The sequence below is a fragment of the Mycolicibacter minnesotensis genome (assembly GCF_010731755.1).
In the GTDB taxonomy this organism is placed as follows: Bacteria; Actinomycetota; Actinomycetes; order Mycobacteriales; family Mycobacteriaceae; genus Mycobacterium; species Mycobacterium minnesotense.
The window spans coordinates 449,417-468,026 of the sequence record NZ_AP022589.1; the positions used below are offsets into that span (position 1 = coordinate 449,417).

General features: G+C 66.8%; 17 protein-coding genes. 4 read left to right on the plus strand and 13 right to left on the minus strand.

Features of this window, described 5'->3' with window-relative positions; all coding sequences use genetic code 11:
• Nucleotides 1–15: 15 nt before the first annotated feature.
• From G6N09_RS02300 to G6N09_RS02310, 3 genes are read right to left on the minus strand one after another with little or no spacing between them, the layout of a single operon-like run.
• Nucleotides 16–414, minus strand: a complete 399-nt coding sequence (locus G6N09_RS02300) for a PPOX class F420-dependent oxidoreductase (protein WP_083024381.1) — start codon at nucleotides 412–414, stop codon at nucleotides 16–18.
• Entirely contained in the window at nucleotides 411–1,553 is a 1,143-nt protein-coding gene (locus G6N09_RS02305; protein WP_083024384.1) for an FAD-dependent oxidoreductase, read from the minus strand. The genes G6N09_RS02300 and G6N09_RS02305 overlap by 4 nt, the downstream gene beginning before the upstream one ends.
• A gap of 9 nt (nucleotides 1,554–1,562) precedes the next feature.
• Nucleotides 1,563–2,303: an acyltransferase gene (locus tag G6N09_RS02310; protein ID WP_083024385.1), complete on the minus strand. Its 741-nt coding sequence runs from the start codon at nucleotides 2,301–2,303 to the stop codon at nucleotides 1,563–1,565.
• 130 nt (nucleotides 2,304–2,433) lie between these two features.
• On the opposite strand from G6N09_RS02310, the gene G6N09_RS02315 reads away from it, so the two are divergent.
• The gene (locus G6N09_RS02315) at nucleotides 2,434–3,693 is read left to right on the plus strand and encodes an outer membrane protein assembly factor BamB (protein ID WP_234806967.1); all 1,260 of its coding nucleotides are present in this window, start codon (nucleotides 2,434–2,436) and stop codon (nucleotides 3,691–3,693) included.
• Between the two features lie 3 nt (nucleotides 3,694–3,696).
• Here G6N09_RS02315 and G6N09_RS02320 read toward each other — a convergent pair whose 3' ends face one another.
• From G6N09_RS02320 to G6N09_RS02355, 8 genes are all read right to left on the minus strand, one after another.
• A complete protein-coding gene (locus G6N09_RS02320; protein ID WP_083024389.1) occupies nucleotides 3,697–4,395 on the minus strand; it encodes an esterase in 699 nt (232 codons plus the stop codon).
• Between the two features lie 76 nt (nucleotides 4,396–4,471).
• Nucleotides 4,472–5,677, minus strand: a complete 1,206-nt coding sequence (locus G6N09_RS02325; RefSeq protein WP_163752870.1) for a THUMP-like domain-containing protein — start codon at nucleotides 5,675–5,677, stop codon at nucleotides 4,472–4,474.
• Complete coding sequence (locus G6N09_RS02330) at nucleotides 5,674–6,642, minus strand: class I SAM-dependent methyltransferase (RefSeq protein WP_083024392.1); 969 nt, start codon at nucleotides 6,640–6,642, stop codon at nucleotides 5,674–5,676. The genes G6N09_RS02325 and G6N09_RS02330 overlap by 4 nt, the downstream gene beginning before the upstream one ends.
• Nucleotides 6,643–6,725: 83 nt before the next feature.
• The gene (locus G6N09_RS02335; RefSeq protein ID WP_083024574.1) at nucleotides 6,726–7,844 is read right to left on the minus strand and encodes a histidine phosphatase family protein; all 1,119 of its coding nucleotides are present in this window, start codon (nucleotides 7,842–7,844) and stop codon (nucleotides 6,726–6,728) included.
• Nucleotides 7,845–7,982: 138 nt separating this feature from the next.
• On the minus strand, nucleotides 7,983–9,011 hold the full coding sequence (locus tag G6N09_RS02340) for a histidine phosphatase family protein (protein ID WP_083024394.1): 1,029 nt from the start codon (nucleotides 9,009–9,011) through the stop codon (nucleotides 7,983–7,985).
• 112 nt (nucleotides 9,012–9,123) lie between these two features.
• The gene (locus G6N09_RS02345; protein WP_083024396.1) at nucleotides 9,124–9,876 is read right to left on the minus strand and encodes an enoyl-CoA hydratase; all 753 of its coding nucleotides are present in this window, start codon (nucleotides 9,874–9,876) and stop codon (nucleotides 9,124–9,126) included.
• Nucleotides 9,876–10,697: an NUDIX hydrolase gene (locus G6N09_RS02350; protein WP_083024398.1), complete on the minus strand. Its 822-nt coding sequence runs from the start codon at nucleotides 10,695–10,697 to the stop codon at nucleotides 9,876–9,878. Before G6N09_RS02350 ends, G6N09_RS02345 begins: the two co-directional genes overlap by 1 nt.
• Nucleotides 10,694–11,566 carry an ABC transporter ATP-binding protein gene (locus tag G6N09_RS02355; RefSeq protein ID WP_083024400.1) on the minus strand — a complete coding sequence of 291 codons (873 nt, stop codon included), beginning with the start codon at nucleotides 11,564–11,566 and terminating at the stop codon, nucleotides 10,694–10,696. The genes G6N09_RS02350 and G6N09_RS02355 overlap by 4 nt, the downstream gene beginning before the upstream one ends.
• 145 nt (nucleotides 11,567–11,711) lie before the next feature.
• Here G6N09_RS02355 and G6N09_RS02360 point away from each other — a divergent pair, with 145 nt between their 5' ends.
• Nucleotides 11,712–13,106: a PE-PPE domain-containing protein gene (locus tag G6N09_RS02360; protein WP_083024403.1), complete on the plus strand. Its 1,395-nt coding sequence runs from the start codon at nucleotides 11,712–11,714 to the stop codon at nucleotides 13,104–13,106.
• 59 nt (nucleotides 13,107–13,165) lie between these two features.
• Here the strand turns inward: G6N09_RS02360 and serB are convergent, their stop codons facing one another.
• Nucleotides 13,166–14,398 (minus strand): phosphoserine phosphatase SerB, encoded by a 1,233-nt coding sequence (gene serB / locus G6N09_RS02365; protein WP_083024405.1) that lies wholly within the window; start codon nucleotides 14,396–14,398, stop codon nucleotides 13,166–13,168.
• Between the two features lie 52 nt (nucleotides 14,399–14,450).
• Nucleotides 14,451–16,172 carry an aa3-type cytochrome oxidase subunit I gene (gene ctaD / locus G6N09_RS02370; protein WP_083024576.1) on the minus strand — a complete coding sequence of 574 codons (1,722 nt, stop codon included), beginning with the start codon at nucleotides 16,170–16,172 and terminating at the stop codon, nucleotides 14,451–14,453.
• Nucleotides 16,173–16,334: 162 nt separating this feature from the next.
• On the opposite strand from ctaD, the gene G6N09_RS02375 reads away from it, so the two are divergent.
• Entirely contained in the window at nucleotides 16,335–17,396 is a 1,062-nt protein-coding gene (locus G6N09_RS02375) for an ABC transporter substrate-binding protein (protein ID WP_083024408.1), read from the plus strand.
• Nucleotides 17,397–17,519: 123 nt separating this feature from the next.
• The gene (locus G6N09_RS02380; protein WP_083024410.1) at nucleotides 17,520–18,572 is read left to right on the plus strand and encodes an NAD(P)-dependent alcohol dehydrogenase; all 1,053 of its coding nucleotides are present in this window, start codon (nucleotides 17,520–17,522) and stop codon (nucleotides 18,570–18,572) included.
• Nucleotides 18,573–18,610: the final 38 nt, after the last annotated feature.

Genomic DNA, 18,610 nt, shown 5'->3' on the forward strand with positions numbered 1-18,610 from the left:
GAGCCCAAACCGGGATCAGCTAGTGGCAGGGACGGCAGTGATCTCCAAGCCGACGTGCACCTTGTCGATTCCGCCGCGCACGAGCGAGTGCGGAACAAACCACCACGCGTGCCACCAGAACCGCTTGACCACAGCGTCGTAGACCCGGCGGGTCTCGCTCTTAGGCAGCACGCGAGCAACCCCCTCCACCGGTTCGCCTTTGGGCTTGCCCAGTACCCCGCACTTTTGAATGGTCACCCGCGGGGTGTTGTTGATCCGCTTGGTTTTCCATGACCCGTCATCGGTGATGACCAGGAGCCGGCCCTCGACCGGGACGCCCCACACCGGAGTCGGCTTGGGTTTGCCGTCCTTGGTGAAGGTGGTCAGCAGCAGGTATTTTTCCCGGTACACATCGGAGAAAGCCGGTGTCGTCATGACTCGATTGTTGCAGCATCGAGCGGATCGTTGGGCCGTACGCCCCGGTAGATGCCCCGCCGGACGATCCAGGGATAGAGCACTCGGTCGATCGACCAGGCCGGGAACCGGAATGCCCGTCCCGACGGCGCGAACACCTCCAGCCCCTCGGGCTGAGCCCCGAGGACCGACCCCCAGCGTCGGGTGGCCGGCCGGTAATCGCGCAGCGGTCGGCCGGTGAAGGTGGCACGAACGTTGCGAGCCAACAGGCCGTCAGCACGGTTGCGGGCCGAGCTGCGCAACGGGTCTGTCGCCGCAACGTCACCGATGGCGAACACGTCCCGATGTCCCGGGACCCGCAGGTCGGGCATCACTCGGACGAAGCCGCCGTCGTCGAGCAGCTCGGCAGGCAGCCATCCGGTGTTCGGCCGTACCTTTCCGATCGCCCACACCACGGCGTCCGCCGTCGCGGGATCCTGACCGGTGCTCCAGTGCACCGGGTCATCGCCGATGTGGTCGCATTCGAAATCTGCGGGCACCACGGCGCGGTGCCCGGCGTGCAGCACGACTCCGGCGCCGGCCAACCTGCGCTCGATGGTGTTCCAGACCCGCGGGTGGTGCTCACGCAGCGGGCGTTGGCCCGGGTAGTAGAGGTCTACCCGGGTACCCGGCCAGGTACGCGCAATGTTGGCCGCGCTGCTGACGGCCGCGGCGCCACCGCCCACAACGGCCACCGTCTTCGCCCCGGCCAGGCGGCGGTGATCCGCGGCCAGCTCCTGGGCGATGTCGCCGGCGGACTGCAGTGTGGGCCGGCGCCAGAAACCGTTGCTGACCCCGGTGGCGATGATCAGCGCATCGTAGGGCTCGGTGCGAGTGGAACCCTCGGCGGTGGCGACAGTCAGCACTCTGGCGTCGAGATCGACGCCGGACACCGCACCGTGCACGGTGCGCACCGCATCCAGGCGAGGCAGTCGGTCGAACGGCAGCCAGTAGTCGCGCGCCCATTCGCGCGGGCGGGACAGCCGCAGCCCCAACTCTTGCCCACTGACCAGTGCGGGCTTCACCGATATTCCGACGACATCGGCATGTTTGGCCAGCCGGATCGCGGTGAGAATTCCGCTGTCACCCAGCCCTGCTATGACCACCCGTGGTCGCGTCATCGGCACGACTCAGCCCTGAGCGGCCTTCTTTCGTTCGATGTCGGCCAGGGCGGCGGCCAGCTCGGCCCGCTCGGCTGCCGAGGTCTCCCAGGCCAGCTTGCGGTTCTTCACGACCTTGGCCGGTGCCCCCACCGCGATCGAGTAATCGGGGATGACGCCCTTGACCACCGCGTGCGCGCCCAGGACGCAGCCGCGCCCGACACTGGTGTCACGCAGGATGGTCACCTTGGCCGCGATCCAGGTGTCCGGGCCGATCCGCACCGGGCTCTTGACGATCCCCTGGTCCTTGATCGGCACGTCGATGTTGTCCATCCGGTGGTCGAAGTCGCACACGTAGCACCAGTCGGCCATCAGCACCGAGTCCCCCAGCTCGATGTCGAGGTAGGTGTTGATGACGTTGTCGCGTCCCAGCACCACCTTGTCACCGAATCGCAGCGACCCTTCGTGTGCACGGATGGTGTTCTTGTCGCCGATGTGCACCCAACGGCCGATCTCCATGTAGGACATCTCCGGGGTGGACTGGATCTCCACGCCCTTGCCCAGAAACACCATGCCGCGAGTGATGATGTGCGGGTTGGCCAGTTTGAACTTCAGCAGCCGCCAGTAGCGCACCAGGTACCACGGTGTGTAAGCCCGATTGGCCAGCACCCAGCGCAACGAGGCCAGCGTGAGGAACTTGGCCTGGCGCGGGTCCCGCAACCGCGAACCCCGCCAGCGTTTGTGGATCGGAGCACCCCACATCGTCGTCATGGCCGGAAAGCCTACGCGAGCGCGTTCTCGCCACGCGCTACCCTCACCTGGACTCGTTCACACGCCCGGCCGAGGATTGGGGAGTGCCACTGTGTTGCGGCGACGTGGTGTCCTGGCCGGAATCGCAACGGTGACATTGGCGGCGGTGATCGGCGGCTGCGCCAACACCGATTCGTGGGTGGACGCGGCGCCCGCGCCCGGCTGGCCCGCACAGTACGGCGACGCCGCCAACAGCAGCCATACCGACACCGCCGGAGCCACCGACCTGCAGTTGGACTGGATCCGTTCGGTCAAGGGCGAACTGGGAGCGCAACCCGCCCTGGGCGTCCACGGGTGGATGATGCTCAACGCCCAGACCGAAGACGGTTGTTCGTTGATGCAATGGGAGAACGCCGACCGAGGCAGGCAACGTTGGTGCACCCGGCTGCATCAGGGCGGCGGGTTCTTTGGCCCGCTGATCGACGGCTTCGACAACGTCTATATCGGGCAGCCCGGCGCCATGCTGTCGTTTCCGCCCACCCAGTGGATCCGCTGGCGGGCCCCGGTGATCGGAATGCCCTCAACACCCCGGATCCTCGACGATGGCCTGCTGCTGGTCGTGACACACCTGGGCCAGGTGCTGGTGTTCGACGCGCATCGCGGCACCGTCGTGGGAACCCCGTTGGACCTGGTCGACGGGCTTGATCCGACAGATTTCCGGCGAGGGCTGTCCGACTGCGCCGAGGCCCGACCAGAGTGCCCCGTCGCGGCCGCTCCGGCCTTCTCCCCGCAGAGCGACATGGTGGTGGTCAGCCTGTGGCAGCCGGGCGCCAAGGAGTCGGAGCTGATGGGTCTGCGTTACCACCGTGGCGGCGTCCCGCTGCTCTCCCAGGTGTGGAGCAGCGATGCCGTAGCGGCCGGGGTGTTGGCCAGCCCGGTGCTGTCCGCCGACGGCTCGACGGTCTACGTCAATGGACGCGACCAACGTCTTTGGGCGATCAATAGCGCTGATGGCAAAGCGAAGTGGTCCGTGCCGCTGAAGTTCTTGGCACAGACACCTCCAGCGGTGACGCCCGGCGGGTTGATCGTCTCCGGCGGGGGCCCCGACACCGAACTGGTCGCCTTTGCCGATCGCGGTGACTACGCCGAGCAGGTGTGGCGTCGTGAGGACGCGGCGCCGCTGTCGTCATCGAGCCTCGCCGGCAAGGTGGGCTACACGGTGGTCGCGGGTACCAGTCTGGGGCCTGCGGGTTTGTCGCTGCTGGTGTTCGACCCGGCCGACGGACACACGTTCAACAGCTATCCGCTGCCCGAGGCCCGCGGGTTCCCGGTCGGGGTATCAGTGGGCCATGACCGCCGGGTGGCTGTCGCCACCAGCGCCGGCCAAGTCTTCAGCTTCGCCCCGGCCTAGGGTTCACAGGGCCAGCGGCGGGAGCGCCGTGCGCGGCACCTTCACCGAGGTTGCGCCCGAGCTCATCGGTAATAGTTCACCGGGTGCGAAGTAGAAGATCACCTCGTCGTTGGTGATCGCGAAGTTCTGATAGTGCGCCGGGTCCATCCCCGAACCCGACGAGATCAGAATCGCCGGCACTCCGGTCTGGCGTTCGAGGTCGCGCTGCACGACCGGGAAAATGGCCTCCAGCGGCTTGCTGTTGGGCGCGAACAGCGTCTCGAAGGTGATCGGCTTGCGAGTAGCCAGATCGTAGTTGAAGGACTGATACCAGGTAGACGGCTGCGGGCCACCAAGGTCCTGGAAGATCTTGAGCACGACGCTCTGGGTGCCTTTAGGCGCCTGCCCCGAACGGTGCTGCTCCGATGTGGCGTCCATTTCGTAGGGCATATCCCGCGAGCCGGGAGACTTGGCCACGGTCAAGAACCCGTCGCGGTTCTGCACCAGATACTCGGTCAGGGTCGCCTGGTCCGGGTAGTCCACCGGAAACCGCATGTCCAGGGTGTAGCTGGCGTTCGACGAGTGGACGTGACACTGACCGGAGTCCAGGGTGCCGCCCAGTTCGGCACAGGGCGAAATCGCACCCGCCGAGGGCATGCCGGCCGAACCCAGCCAGCTGCTGATTGCACCGCCCGCCACCAGAGCGGCCACCAGAATGCGCATTGTCGGTTTGTCTCGCTTTGTCTCGACTTGCCGCGGCAAGCAGGAATGGCACCAAGATGACAGCTTACCGGGCCGGTCAGCGCGACGGGCGACAGATGAATGCAATCGCCCTCGCCGCGGCCCCCGTCCCGATCCGGGTGATCACCACCGACAGCGCTGCCGCCCCCCGTAGCCGTAACCGGCGGCGCAACGCGTCAGGATCGGCCTGCACATCACGAACGCCCCGAACCAGGATTTCCAGGGTGCCGCAGTCGCGTGCGACCAGCACCTGACGAAGGCGCTTCTCGCTGTAGGGCAACATCTCAAGCACCTCGAATCCGCGCACTCCCTCGGGCAGGTCGTCGCCGGAGAGGTAGGCGATATCGGGGTCGAGCTGCCACAGTCCGTGCCGGGCACCGTAGTGACGGACCAGGCCGGCCCGCACCACGGCGCCGTCCGGATCGATGATCCAACGCCCCGCCGGGCGGACATCGCAATCGGGCGGATCGGCATCGGTGATCTGCTCATTGCGGTCCAAGATCGTTGCCCGACGGCGTACGCCGGGTTCGGTCAGGCCAGGCGACCACAGACAGGCCTCCCGTACCGATGCACGCCAGGAGGTGACTTCGATCTCGCCGTGGAAGCCGAGCAGCCCGACCTTCTCGAAATCTATTCCGGGAGCGACTTTGACGACCAGATCACGGTCCCGGTAAGCGTCGAGCAAGCCGTCCAGCGCGGGCTGATAGTCGGCCGGGTCGAAACGGCGCCGTCCCCCACCTCGCCGGCCCGGATCGGCCAGTACCACGGTGTCACGGCTCACCGGTGCCAGCGCGTCGGCCTGGACGACAGCGGCACCCTCGACATTGCGTCGCGCCATCGCCAGCCGCACCGGGTCCAGGTCGCTGCCCAGCACCCGGGCGTGCAGCTCGACCAACGCGGCCAGCTCGGTGCCGACCGAACAGGTCACGTCGTGCACCGCGGAGCCCGACGCCGCGTCGGCGATCCGGCGGGCCCGGTGGCGCGCCACCGATGCGGCACTGGCCTGCTGCAGCGCCTCGTCGGTGAACAGCCACTGCGCCGTGTCGGGAAACTCGGCGAGCTTGGCATCGGCACGGCGCCGCAGCAGGACCGTCTCGACCAACGCGGCAGTCCGGTCGCCGAATCGGACACGCAGTGCGGCGATATCGGCGATCCGGGTAGCGTCGGCGAACGCGAAGTCGGCGACCTCGGCCAGAGCGGCGGTGCCGGTCGCCGAACTCAGGTAGCCGACGTCTCCCAGGGTGAAGCGGAAACCACCGGTCAGGAGGGTTTGACCCCGGTGATCATCACGTTGTAGAACCAGCCCTTGGGCACAATGCGGCTCAGCACGTTGGCGTCCACCCAGCTCAGAGTGGTCCAGCTGCGGAAGGCGAATCGCGCCCACTTCCAGCCCAGCTTGCCCGGCGGCACGGTGGACTCGAAGGTGCGCACCGGCCAGCCCAACATGGCGGCGGTGAATTCCTCGCTTGCGGTACGCACCTCGACCGCCCCGGCGTTGGTCGCCATCTTCTCCAGGTCAGCCGGTTCGAAGGTGTGCAGGTCGACGATCCACTCCAGGGCAGCGGCCCGCGAGTTCTCGTCGAGCTCCTCCTGCGGCCGACGCCAGGAGCCCATACCGGGCAGCTTCATCGCGGCGACCGTGGTCTTCCAGGTCAGGTCGGCCAGCCGGCGGGCATAGAAATTGCCCACGGTGGTGGGCTCACCGGCGAAGATGAACCGCCCGCCGGGCTTGAGCACCCGGACCACCTCGCGCAGCGACAGTTCGACGTCGGGAATGTGGTGCAGCACCGCGTGCCCGACCACCAGATCGAAGGTGTTGTCCTCGTATGGGATGCCTTCGGCGTCGGCGACCCGGCCGTCGACGTCCAGGCCGAGGGCTTGACCGTTGCGGGTGGCGACCTTGACCATCCCGGGTGACAGGTCGGTGACCGAGCCGCGTCGGGCGACCCCGGACTGCATCAGATTGAGCAGGAAGAACCCGGTTCCGCAACCCAGCTCCAGCGCCCGGTCATAAGGCAGATTGTCGCGGTCGGCGGCGGGCACGATGACGTCGAAGCGGCCCCGGGCGTAGTCGATACAGCGCTCGTCGTAGGAGATCGACCACTTCTCGTCGTACTGCTCGGCCTCCCAGTCGTGGTAGAGCACCTGGGCAAGCTTGCTGTCGTGCCGCGCGGCCTCCACCTGTTCTGCGGTGGCGTGCGGGTTCGGCGTCGGGTCCGTACTGGTCATGGTAGGTCAGCCTAATAGGTGGTATCGGCACGGTGAAGCCGGGCGCAGCGGTACAGACGCCACGCCCGGCTTCCACCCGCAACTCAGATCGCCAGGGACGTCAACAGGTCGCCCAGCACATCTGTGGCCCCCGCGCTCCCGACGTCGGTCAGGGAGCCGACGATGGTGTCGAACACCGCCTGCGGGAACTCCACGAGCGCGGAGAACACATCACTGAAGCCGGTCTGCAGCGCGGCGAGGATTTCGGAGGGATCGCCGCCCAGGATGGCCTCCCAGACGTGCCAGCTCGCCATCTGCGGCACGGTGATCAGGTCACGGACGTCGACGAACAGCCCGGTGAGCAGCCCCGGGTTCTCCGCGACCTCGGTGCCGTTCCAGCTGACCAGCGTCCAGCCGTCGGTCGGGTTGCCCTCCACCACAACCTGGCCGGTGTTGGGCAGCCCGCGGTCGCCGGCCAGCGTCTCCAGGAACAAACCCCAGTCGGGGTTCCTGACGTTCATCATGGTCCACGCCATGATCGCCGCACCGTGGGAAAACGCCACGTCGGTCCCAGTGCTGTCGGGGTTTGCCTCACTGTTGTCGTAGATGGTCTGGATGGCGCCGCTGTAGTTGTCCTGGAATGCCATCCCGTTGGGGTTGACGCTCGAACCCAGCATGGGCACCCAGTACGCCCCGGTCATCCAGGCGATGGTCGGAAGGAGATAGAGCAGGCCCGGGATCGTGCCGCTCTGCCCTTCGAGCCATCCGGCGTTGATCTCACCGAGCCCGGACAGGATCTGGCTGGGGTCGAGCAGCGGGGTCGGGCCCCCCGGGATCTCGTTGTAGTCGCTGTCGCCCTGCAGCAAGTGGATCAGCGGCCACGCCGTCTGCTGGGCCCGCAGGAACTCCGATGCGTAGATGGCATTGATGTCGTTGTCGCCGCCGTTGTACAGCTGCTCACCGACGGTGATCGCCTGTTGCTCGCCGAGCTCGGTGAGCGGAGCACCCGGCGGCGTCGTCCCGAGATAGCTGGTGACGTTCTCCGTCGACTCCCCGTGCCGGATCAGGTCCAGCACGATGTCTGCTGCGGTCAGCTGAATCTCGAACGCACGGGCGGCGGGCCCATGGGTCTCGGGTAGGACCACGGCGACTGGGGAGAGTGCGACGGCACTGGCGCCGACGAGAGTCAATCCGGCGGTGATCCACGGGCGGGTGTGGTGCATGGCGTTCCCCTTCAGCAAGTAGGTTCCGTTACGCTCCGACGCGTAGCGCAATACTTAGCTGAAAGTAAACCGTTGTTTTTCCTATGTCAATGCTTAATTCGCAGGGCCCCGGGTACGTGCGGGGCCCCGCCCGGCGCGCTAGCCGATGAGCGCGCCGGTGATGGTGTCGAAGACAGCCTGCGGGAACGCGGTGATAGCCCCGAGCACCTGGTCGAAACCGGTCTGCAGTGCAGCGGCGATCTCGGCCTGGTCGCCACCCTGCAACGCCTCCAGGATGTGCCACGTCGCGATCTGCGGCGCAACGTTCAAGTCCCGCCAGTCAACGAACAGCCCGGTCAACAGGTCCGGGGTCGCCGACACTTCCTGGCCGCCCCAGCTGACCAGCGTCCACCCGTCGGTGGGGTTGCCCTCGATGACGACCTGACCGGTGTTGTCCAGCGGGGTGTGAGTGTCGAGCAGTTGACTCAAGACCAACCCGAAGTCGGGGTTCTGGACGTTCATCAACGTCCAGATCGAGATCGTCCCGGCGTGCGCGAACGCGGCATTGGTGAGCGAGCTCTCCGGGTCGGAGAGGGTGTTGTTGTAGATGGCGTCAATCGCCTCGGTGACGCGGTCGTTGAACGCCACCCCGTTCGGGTCGATCGTGGAGCCCAACATGGGCACCCAGTAGAAACCCAGCGCCCACAGGAAAGTCGGCAAAGCGTAGGCGATCTGGGTAAGCAGGTTGAGTTCCTGGCCCTCGAACCATCCGGCGTTGATCTCGTTGAGCCCGCCGAGGATCGTCAGCGGTGTGTCCGGCGCTTCTGCGGCGGTCAGCCACCCGTGGGCCGTGTCCTGGGCGCGGAGGAACTCAGAGGCGTAGATCCCCGCGTAGAAGTCGGGGGCGGCAAGGTGCTGCGGGTTGTCAGGGTCGGCGAGGAAGGCGGCCTGTTCCCAGCCCCGGTCGGTGAGGGGAGCGCCCGGCGGGATGGTGCCCAGGATCCCCTCGAAGTTGTCGACCGACTGGCCGTGGCGAATCATGTCGATGGTGATGTCCTGGGCGGCCAGCAGGATGCCGACCGACACCGCTGCAGCCTGCGGCACCACGACCGGAGAAGCCGCAATGGCACCCGCGCCCAGCAGCGCGACGGCGGCGGTGGTCAAGGGACGGAGGGCAACTGACTGCATGGTGTGTTCCTAACGCCGGCATCGTGGCGGCCTTCGCCGCTGATGACTGGACGTTAGCTGATAAAAACGTGAAAGGAAACCGATACTCCGCCAAGCCGGGTCGGCGTGGCGGCTACTGCGCCGGCGCCGGCGCCGAAGATTCGACGCCCGCGCCGAACAGTTCGCCGTAACGCCGTTGATCGGCAATGGCCCGCTCGGCCGGCGGGACTGTCTCGAGGGAATCGATCGAGGCCTTGACCGCGGCCAGCGCCGATGCCGGGGTGTCAACAAAGCGTCGCGCCCAGCTGACCGCGGCGTCGTAGACCCCGTCGGGGGCGACCATGTCGTCGATCAGGCCCAGAGCGAGTGCCTCTTCGGCATCGAAGAACCGGCCACTGTAGGCCAGCTCCTTGGCCCGGCTGGCGCCGATGGTCCGGGCCAGGCGCGCCAGCCCACTGCCGTCGGGAGCGAGGCCGGCCAGGATCTCGGTGGCACCGAACTTGACGTTGTCACCACTGACGCGCCAGTCCGCCGCCAGCGCCAGCGCCAGACCGCTGCCCAGCGCGTACCCGGTGAGAGCCGCCACCGTCGGCTTTCCGATCGCCGCGACAGCGGCGACGGCCTCGTGGCGCACCCGGGCGAACACCTGCGCCTCGGTGGCGATCAGAGTGCGCAGTTCAGGCACGTCGTCGCCGGCGCAGAAGATCTCATGCCCACCGTAGAGCACCACTGCGGCGACGTCGTCGCGCTCCGATACCTCGGCCGCCGCCGCGGTGATCTCCCGGTAGACCTGCCGGGTCATGGCATTGGTCGGCGGCCGAGAGACCAACAGCGTGGCGATCCGGGGCTCCTCGGCGGCGCTGCGCACCGATATGAATTCACTCATCAGGGCCAACGCTTCCCGCGAGCGGCGTTGTAGCGCTCGGAGTTGAAGAACTCGATCTCCCAGTTGTCGCCGCGGCGAGCCAGGTTCGGTTGCACCACCACGATCTGACGTTCCACCGCCATCACTGCCTCCACACTGCGGCCGATGAGCGAGTCGAGCTGCGTCCAGGTCGGCGGCAACAGGAAGCTCTTGCCGGCTGCGAAGTCCTCGATCGCAGCCTCGGGAGTCAGCCAACCGGCACGGTCGGACTCGGTGTTCTCGCCGTCTGCGCGTTGTCCGACCGGGAGCGCGCCCACAAAGAAGTAGGTGTCATAACGGCGGGTGCGCTCGGCTTCCGGGGTCACCCAGTTCGCCCAGGGCCGGAGCAGTTCGGCGTGCAGGATCAGGTTCTCGGCCCGCAGGAAATCGGCGAACGACAGCTCCCCGGCCGCCAGCGCGTGCCGCGAGTCGGCATACACCGCGGCATCCGAGACGACCCGGTCGGATTCATCGGCGGGGCCGGCGAACAGCACCCCGGATTCCTCGAAGGTCTCCCGCGCGGCCGCACAGACCAATGCTGCGGCGAGATCGACATCAACGCCGAAACGCTGCGCCCACCAGGCAGGTGTCGGGCCGTGCCAGGCGATATCGGTGCTGCGGTCACGGTCGTCCACCCCGCCACCGGGAAACACCATCACTCCCGCAGCGAACTCCATCGCGGCGTGGCGGCGCATCAAGAACACGTCGAGTCCGGCCCGCCCCGGGGCAGCAGCATCCGCACGCACCAACATGACGGTCGCGGCGGGCCGGGCCGGCAGTGGTGATTGCTGGGGGTCGTTCATCCGCGCCTCCGGTGAGCTGCTCGGGTACGGGTCCGTCGGGCGAAATAGCGGCCGTCGATGACGTCCACCGCGATCGACTGGCCGAAAGTGGCCGACAGGTTCTCGGCCGTGAGCACATCCTCAAGCAGGCCTGCGGCCACCGCCCGGCCCTCGGCCAGCAGCAGGCAGTGGCTGAAGCCGATCGGGATCTCCTCGACATGGTGGGTCACCAGCACGATCGCGGGTGCGTCGGGGTCGGCGGCCAGATCACCCAGCCGCGCCACGAGCTCTTCACGTCCGCCCAGGTCCAGGCCCGCCGCCGGTTCGTCGAGCAACAGCAGCTCGGGATCGGTCATCAGCGCCCGGGCGATCAGAACCCGCTTACGTTCGCCCTCGCTCAACGTGCCGTAGGTCCGGTCGGCCAGGTGTTCGGCGCCCAGGCTTTCCAACATATCGACTGCGCGATCATGGTCGACGGCGTCGTAGCGTTCCCGCCACCGTCCCAGCACTGCGTAGCCGGCAGAGATCACCAGGTCACTCACCGTCTCCCCGCCGGGAATCCGCTGCGCCAGGGACGACGAACTCAAGCCGACCCGCGCCCGCAGCTCGGTGGTGTCGACTCGGCCCAGCTGTTCACCCAACACGTAGGCCACGCCGGCAGTCGGGTGCTCGGTCGCGGCCGCGATCCGCAGCAATGAGGTCTTGCCCGCGCCGTTCGGCCCGATGATGACCCAACGTTCGTCGAGTTCGACGGACCAGTCCAGTGGCCCCACCAGAGTGCGCCCGTCGCGGCACAGGGAAACGCCCTCGAAGTGGATCAACAGATCCTGATCAGCCCCGGTTGCGGGAGCGAAACGTCCGGTATCGGGCACGGCCCTATCGTGCCGCATCGCGGCTGCGCGACGACCGACCGGGTGCTGGTAGCCGGGAAGTTCTCCGCGGTGATTTTCTCCCAGCTCATTCCCAATTGCGCTGTTGTAATGTCTGCCACGGTCGCCTCACACCATTCCTTTTGTCTTACCTCAGGGAGATTTGATGTCCCGGATGCTCAGCGCGTTCGCTATCGGTGTCGTCAGCTCCGGTCTGCTGGTCTGCCCCACCCCTGCCGATGCCGCAGTTCAGGCCCTCCAGCAGGTCCAGCTCACCGACGCCGCCGCGCCACTGGGCGGTGGGACTGCGCTGATCATGGGCGGCAGCGGCATGCCAACTCCGGGCCCCGGCTATGCGGATCTGGTCAACGAGCTCTATCTCGCACCGCTGGGTTTCACCGGCGCCACCCAGATCCTCACCACCCCCGAAACGCTGTATCCCTTTCTGGGCGCCTTCACCGGGACCTTCGACAGCTCGGTGGAGCAGGGCACCCAGATCCTGGAGGCCGCGATCCTCGACCAGATCGCCGGCGGTGGGGTCGACGCCGACAATCCCGTCGTCGTGTTCGGGTGGTCGCAGAGCGCGGTGCTGTCGTCGCTGATCATGCAACGACTCGCCGATGAGGACGTGCCCAGCGACTACGTGCGTTTCGTGTTGATCGGCAACGAGAGCCTGCCCAACGGCGGAATGCTGTCGCGCTTCGACCTTCCGACCGGCACGTACCCCGAATTGCCAAGCATCGGAATGACATTCAGCGGCGCAGCGCCGTCCGACCTGTACCCCACCACCGTCTACACCAACGAGTACGACGGCTTCGCCAACTTTCCGCAGTATCCGATCAACTTCTTGTCCACGATCAACGCGGTGATGGGCATCATCTTCGCGCACACGACCTACCTGGGGCTCAGCCCCGAGGACATCGCCAACGCGGTGCTGCTTCCCACGTCGAGCCCGGATCTGCTGACCGACTATTACATGATCCCCGCCAGCACGTTGCCGCTGCTGGCTCCGCTACAGCTGCTTCCCTACATCGGAAACCCGCTGGTCGATCTGCTGGATCCGGCACTGCGAGTGCTGGTGAATCTGGGATACGGCAACATCGAGCACGGCTGGAGCCCGGGATTCGCCGACACCCCCACCGGCATCGGAGTCCTGCCGGACCTCGATGTCCTCCAACAGGTTCCGGGAGCCCTCTTCGAGGCGGTGCAGAAGGGCATCACCGACTCCTTCACCACCCTGATGGATCCGGACAACTACGTGTATTCACTGCCGGAATGGGCCGAGCAGCTGATGAGCCTGGGAGGGGTCCTGGACGGCGGTGAGACGTCCGCCGGGGTCACGGTGCCCACCACTTGGGATGACCTCTTGGGAACGTTCCCGCCGCATACAGGTTATCCGCCGTTGGACATGCTCAGCGCCTTGCTCTTCACACTGCCCGAGTACAGCTACAACATCTTCATGTCCGAGATGGCCGACGGCGACCTCTTCGACGCCATCGGTATCCCGCTCGCCGCTACCGCTGGGCTCCTGCCGTTGGCCTTGATCGGGGCGTTGCTCTAGCGCGCTAGGCCCAAGGCGGCGACCCGCAGCGCCCGGCTCCGCCGCGCTCGCGATCGCCGCTAAACCGGCGGGATCTCGACCCGGCGCAGTACACCGTCGTGCGCGTCAGCGGCCTCGATCTCTGCACGGGTGACGCCGAGCAGGAACAACACCGTGTCCAGGTAGGGGTAACTCAGCGACGCATCAGCGACTTCGCGCAGCGCCGGCTTGGCATTGAACGCCACCCCCAGCCCGGCCGCGGACAGCATGTCGATGTCGTTGGCGCCGTCCCCGACTGCCACCGTCTGTTCCAGGGGCACGCCCGCCGCAGCGGCGAACTCCCGCAGCGACTCAGCCTTGCCGGCCCGGTCCACCACCGGACCGGTCACCCGGCCGGTAAGTCGGCCGTCGACGATCTCCAGCTCGTTGGCCGCCACGAAGTCCAGCTGCAGCTCCGCAGCCAGCGGCTCGATCACCTGCTTGAAGCCGCCGGACACCACCCCGCACTTGAAACCAAGCCGCCGGAGGGTGCGCACCGTAGTACGCGCCCCGGCAGTCAGCTCGATCTGCTCGGCCACCTCGTCGACGACACTGGCGGGCAGGCCGGCCAACGTCGCCACGCGGTGGTGCAGTGACTCGGCGAAGTCGAGTTCACCCCGCATAGCAGCCTCGGTGATCGCCGCGACCGCGTCCCCGGCGCCGGCCCGCTCAGCCAGCATCTCGATGACCTCACCCTGAATGAGCGTGGAGTCGACATCGAAAACAATCAGGCGCTTGGTCCGGCGCGACAGACTTGCGTCTTGGAAGGCCACGTCGACCTGCTGGTGCGCGGCGACGGTGCTCAGTGCCGACTGCAAGCGGCCCGCCGCGCCGTCCGGCACTGAGATCCGCAGTTCCAGGCCGGTCACCGGATAGTCGGAGACGCCGCGGATCATGTCGATGTTGGCGCCGATCTCAGCGATCTCGTGCGCCAGTGCTCCCAACGCCGTGGCCGCCACCGGCCGGCCCAGCACCACGATCCGATGGGTCGACGGTGCGGCGATGATCGGCGCGTCGTCACTGCGTTCGATCGTGACGTCCAACCCCACGCCGCGGATGGCGGCAGTGACTTCGTCACCCAGCGCAGGACCGTCAGCGACCTCCGCCGATACCGAGACCAGCACACCAAGGGTGAGCCGGCCGCGCACCACCACCTGTTCGACGTTGAGCAGCTCGACCTGATGACGCGAAAGCGCCTCGAACAGAGCCGAAGTGACGCCAGGCTGATCCACACCGGTGACGGTGATCAGCACCGGCACCTTGGTCGCGCTCACCCGCGGCGGGCGCCCGGTCCGACCGGACGCCGCCTCTCCCCCAACGGACTCATCAAGCGTGCGCGGATTCGTGCAGCTCTTCGTGATCGCGCCCGACGTGAGCCTCGGCGCGCAGCCGATCAACCATGTGCGGGTAGTGCAGCTCGAAAGCAGGACGCTCCGAACGGATCCGGGGCAGCTCGGTGAAGTTGTGCCGAGGCGGCGGGCAGCTGGTCGCCCACTCCAGCGAGTTGCCGTAGCCCCACGGGTCATCGACGGTGACCACTTCGCCATAGCGCCAGCTCTTGAAGACGTTCCAGGTGAAGACGATCATCGACGAACCCAGGATGAACGCTCCGACGGTGGACACGATGTTGAAGGCTGTGAAGCCGTCGGTGGGCAGGTAGTCGGCGTAACGACGCGGCATACCCATGTTGCCCAGCCAGTGCTGGATCAGGAAGGTGGTGTGGAACCCGATGAAGGTCAACCAGAAGTGGAACTTCCCGAGCCGCTCGTCAAGCAGCCGGCCGGTCATCTTGGGGAACCAGAAGTAGATGCCGGAGAAGGTCGCGAACACGATGGTGCCGAACAGCACGTAGTGGAAGTGCGCGATCAGGAAGTAGCTGTCGCTGACGTGGAAGTCCAGCGGCGGGCTGGCCAGCATCACGCCGGTCAGGCCACCGGCCAGGAAGGTGACGATGAAGCCCAGCGCGAAGAGCATCGGGGTTTCGAACGTCAGCTGGCCCCGCCACATGGTGCCGATCCAGTTGAAGAACTTCAGACCGGTCGGGATGGCGATCATCAGGGTCATCAGCGAGAAGAACGGCAGCAGCACCGCTCCGGTGGCGAACATGTGGTGCGCCCACACTGCGACAGACAGCGCAGCGATGCTCAGCGTCGCGTACACCAGGGTGACGTAGCCGAAGATCGGCTTGCGGGAGAAGACCGGGAAGACTTCGCTGACGATGCCGAAGAACGGCAGCGCGATGATGTACACCTCGGGGTGGCCGAAGAACCAGAACAGGTGCTGCCACAGCAGTACACCGCCGTTGGCGGAGTCATATACGTGCCCACCCAGGTGCCGGTCGACGGCGAGGCCGAACAGTGCCGCGGTCAGCAGCGGGAACACGATCAGGACCAGGATCGAGGTCACCAGGATGTTCCAGGTGAAGATCGGCAGCCGGAACATGGTCATGCCGGGCGCCCGCATGCAGACCACGGTGGTGATCATGTTCACCGCACCGAGGATGGTCCCCAGACCACCGACGGCCAGACCCACGATCCACAGGTCACCACCGGCACCGGGCGAGTGCACTGCGTCGCTCAGCGGGGTGTAGGCGGTCCAGCCGAAGTCAGCGGCACCACCGGGGGTGATGAAGCCGGCCAGGGCAATGGTCGCGCCGAACAGGAACAACCAGAACGAGAAGGCATTGAGGCGCGGGAAGGCCACGTCCGGGGCACCGATCTGCAACGGCAGGATCAGGTTCGCGAACCCGAACACGATCGGGGTGGCGTAGAACAGCAACATCACCGTGCCGTGCATGGTGAACAGCTGGTTGAACTGCTCGTTGGACAAGAACTGCAGGCCCGGCACCGCCAGCTCGGTACGCATCAGCAGCGCAAGCAGGCCGCCGATCAGGAAAAAGCCCATACAGGCGACGACATACATGATGCCGAGCAGCTTGTGATCGGTGGTGGTGATCACCTTGTAGATCAGGCTGCCCTTGGGACCCATTCGCTGAGGGAACGGCCGTCCGGGGTCGAGCTCGATGCGTGGGGGTGCTTCGGCGGTCAAGATTCCTCCAAACATGGGCAACCCGGGAAACTTGGTCGAATCCTAACCCCGCGCGTCGGCCCCTCGGTATAGGCCTCCTACAAACCGTCGTATTCGGCTTCTCGAGGGGCGTGGCGCACTGGGTGTTAACGTCACCGCGTGACCAGGGCGGACCGGCGGGCAATGTCAGCGGCGGCACTGGCCGTGATCTTGCTCACGGCCGCCGGTTGCGCGGGCGAAAAGCCGGAAACCTCCCCCACCTCGATGTCCACCACAACGACGATGGTTGCCGGAGCGGGTGTTCTGGGCAATGACCGGCGGCCAGACGAGGCGTGCGCGGCAGAGCCCGCGCACCCCGACCCCGGCCCCCCGATGCGCTGGGTCCACAACGCCGCGGACGTGGAGCCCTCCGGCGTCGAGGTCCCCGAGCAGCCCGAGCGAATCGTGGTGCTCGCCGGCGACCAGCTCGACACGCTGTGCGCACTGGGCCTGCAGTCCCGCGTGGTCGGCGCCGCGCTGCCTGACGGCGCGGAGAATCAGCCCTCGTATCTGGGGGCCGTACTGCACGGTGTTCCGGGAGTGGGCTCGCGCAGCAACCCCGACACCGACGCCATCGACGAGTTGCACCCGGACCTGATCCTGGGCGCCCAGGGACTGACTCCGGGGTACGCGGAGCTGGCGTCGATCGCTCCCACCGTATTCACCGGCGCGCCAGGCGCGGCCTGGGAGGACAACGTGCGCGATGTCGGCGCCGCGACGGCGCGCACCGGCGCCGCCGACCAGGTGCTGGAGAGCTTCAGCGCGGATGCGGCCGAAACCCGTGAGGTCAGCGACGCAACCCACTTCCAGGTGTCGGTCGTCGTGCTCACCGATACCAGCCTGCGGGTGTACGGGGCTTCCGGCTTCGCCGCCAGCGTGCTCAAGGCGGTCGGCGTGGACCGGCCACCGTTGCAGCGGTTCACCGATCAGCCCTTCATCGAGATCGGCGCGAGCGAGGCCGATCTGGCTGGCCGCGCGGACTTCTCGGCGGCCGACGGCGACATCGTCTATGTGTCCTTTGCCTCACCGGCAGCCAAGGCCCGCGCGGCGACGGTGTTCGACAGTGTCGCCTGGCGGCGACTGGCGGCCAATCGCGACAGCCGGGTCTTCGTGGTCAACAACGAGATCTGGCAGGCCGGGCAGGGCCCGATCGCCGCGCGCGGAGTGGTCGAAGACCTGCGCTGGGTGAACGCGCCGATCAACTAGACAGGGCCCTTATCGCGGCCCCGGTCGGTGTCATCGGTGAGCAGGCTCACCGCGTCATGGCAAAGAACTTTGCTAAACTATCTTTTTTGATTCCCGCACAGATCCGAAGAGGGCTATTCGACGATGAGCACCGTTTCCGCCTATGCCGCGACCGCGGCCGACGCACCGCTGAGCAAGACCACCATCACCCGTCGGGACCCCGGTCCGCATGATGTCGCTTTCGACATCGCGTTCGCCGGTATCTGTCATTCCGACATCCACACCGTCAAGGGTGAGTGGGGCCGTCCGCGTTATCCGGTGGTGCCCGGCCACGAGATCGCCGGCGTGGTGACCGCGGTTGGATCCGAAGTGACCAGGTTCAAAGTCGGCGACCACGTCGGTGTCGGCTGCTTCGTCGACTCCTGCCGCACGTGTGCCAGTTGCCAAGCCGGGCTGGAGCAGTACTGCACCGGCAGCGGAATGGTCGGCACCTACAACGCCGTGGGACGCGACGGCCAGCCGACCTATGGCGGCTACAGCGGCGCGATCGTCGTCGATGAGAGCTACGTGCTGCGCATCCCGGACGCCATCCCCCTCGACGCCGCCGCGCCGCTGCTGTGCGCCGGCATCACGCTGTATTCGCCGCTGCGGCACTGGAACGCCGGCCCCGGCAAGCGAATCGCGGTGATCGGACTGGGCGGATTGGGCCACATGGGCGTCAAGCTCGGCGTCGCAATGGGCGCCGAGGTCACGGTGCTGTCGCAGTCGCTGAAGAAGATGGAAGACGGCTTGCGCCTCGGCGCACAGCACTACTACGCCACCTCAGACCGCGACACCTTCAAGAAGCTGCGGATGAACTTCGACGTCATCCTGAACACCGTCTCGGCCAACCTGGACCTGGGCGCTTACCTGAATCTGCTGACGGTCGACGGCACCCTGGTGGAGCTGGGCATGCCCGAGCACGACATGGCGGTGCCGCCGTTCCCACTGGCGGGCATGCGGCGCAGCCTCTCGGGATCGATGATCGGCGGCATCGCCGAGACACAGGAGATGTTGGACTTCTGCGCCGAGCACGATGTGCGGCCCGAGATCGAGGTCATCGCACCGGACTACATCAACACCGCCTACGAACGGGTCCTGGCCTCCGACGTGCGCTACCGCTTCGTCATCGACACCGAGTCGTTGCGGAGCGCTTAACACCGGGCGCCCACCGAACGTGCACTCAGACCGAAAAA

Bases quoted from the DNA above. Each gene is read 5' to 3' on its own strand.
- G6N09_RS02320 (WP_083024389.1), bottom strand. From the start codon at position 4,395: ATGCGCATTCTGGTGGCCGCTCTGGTGGCGGGCGGTGCAATCAGCAGC.
- G6N09_RS02375 (WP_083024408.1), top strand. From the start codon at position 16,335: ATGTCAGCGGCGGCACTGGCCGTGATCTTGCTCACGGCCGCCGGTTGC.
- G6N09_RS02345 (WP_083024396.1), bottom strand. From the start codon at position 9,876: ATGAGTGAATTCATATCGGTGCGCAGCGCCGCCGAGGAGCCCCGGATC.
- G6N09_RS02340 (WP_083024394.1), bottom strand. From the start codon at position 9,011: ATGCAGTCAGTTGCCCTCCGTCCCTTGACCACCGCCGCCGTCGCGCTG.
- G6N09_RS02380 (WP_083024410.1), top strand. From the start codon at position 17,520: ATGAGCACCGTTTCCGCCTATGCCGCGACCGCGGCCGACGCACCGCTG.
- G6N09_RS02310 (WP_083024385.1), bottom strand. From the start codon at position 2,303: ATGACGACGATGTGGGGTGCTCCGATCCACAAACGCTGGCGGGGTTCG.
- G6N09_RS02355 (WP_083024400.1), bottom strand. From the start codon at position 11,566: ATGCGGCACGATAGGGCCGTGCCCGATACCGGACGTTTCGCTCCCGCA.
- G6N09_RS02330 (WP_083024392.1), bottom strand. From the start codon at position 6,642: ATGACCAGTACGGACCCGACGCCGAACCCGCACGCCACCGCAGAACAG.
- G6N09_RS02335 (WP_083024574.1), bottom strand. From the start codon at position 7,844: ATGCACCACACCCGCCCGTGGATCACCGCCGGATTGACTCTCGTCGGC.
- G6N09_RS02305 (WP_083024384.1), bottom strand. From the start codon at position 1,553: ATGACGCGACCACGGGTGGTCATAGCAGGGCTGGGTGACAGCGGAATT.
- G6N09_RS02350 (WP_083024398.1), bottom strand. From the start codon at position 10,697: ATGAACGACCCCCAGCAATCACCACTGCCGGCCCGGCCCGCCGCGACC.
- G6N09_RS02360 (WP_083024403.1), top strand. From the start codon at position 11,712: ATGTCCCGGATGCTCAGCGCGTTCGCTATCGGTGTCGTCAGCTCCGGT.
- G6N09_RS02300 (WP_083024381.1), bottom strand. From the start codon at position 414: ATGACGACACCGGCTTTCTCCGATGTGTACCGGGAAAAATACCTGCTG.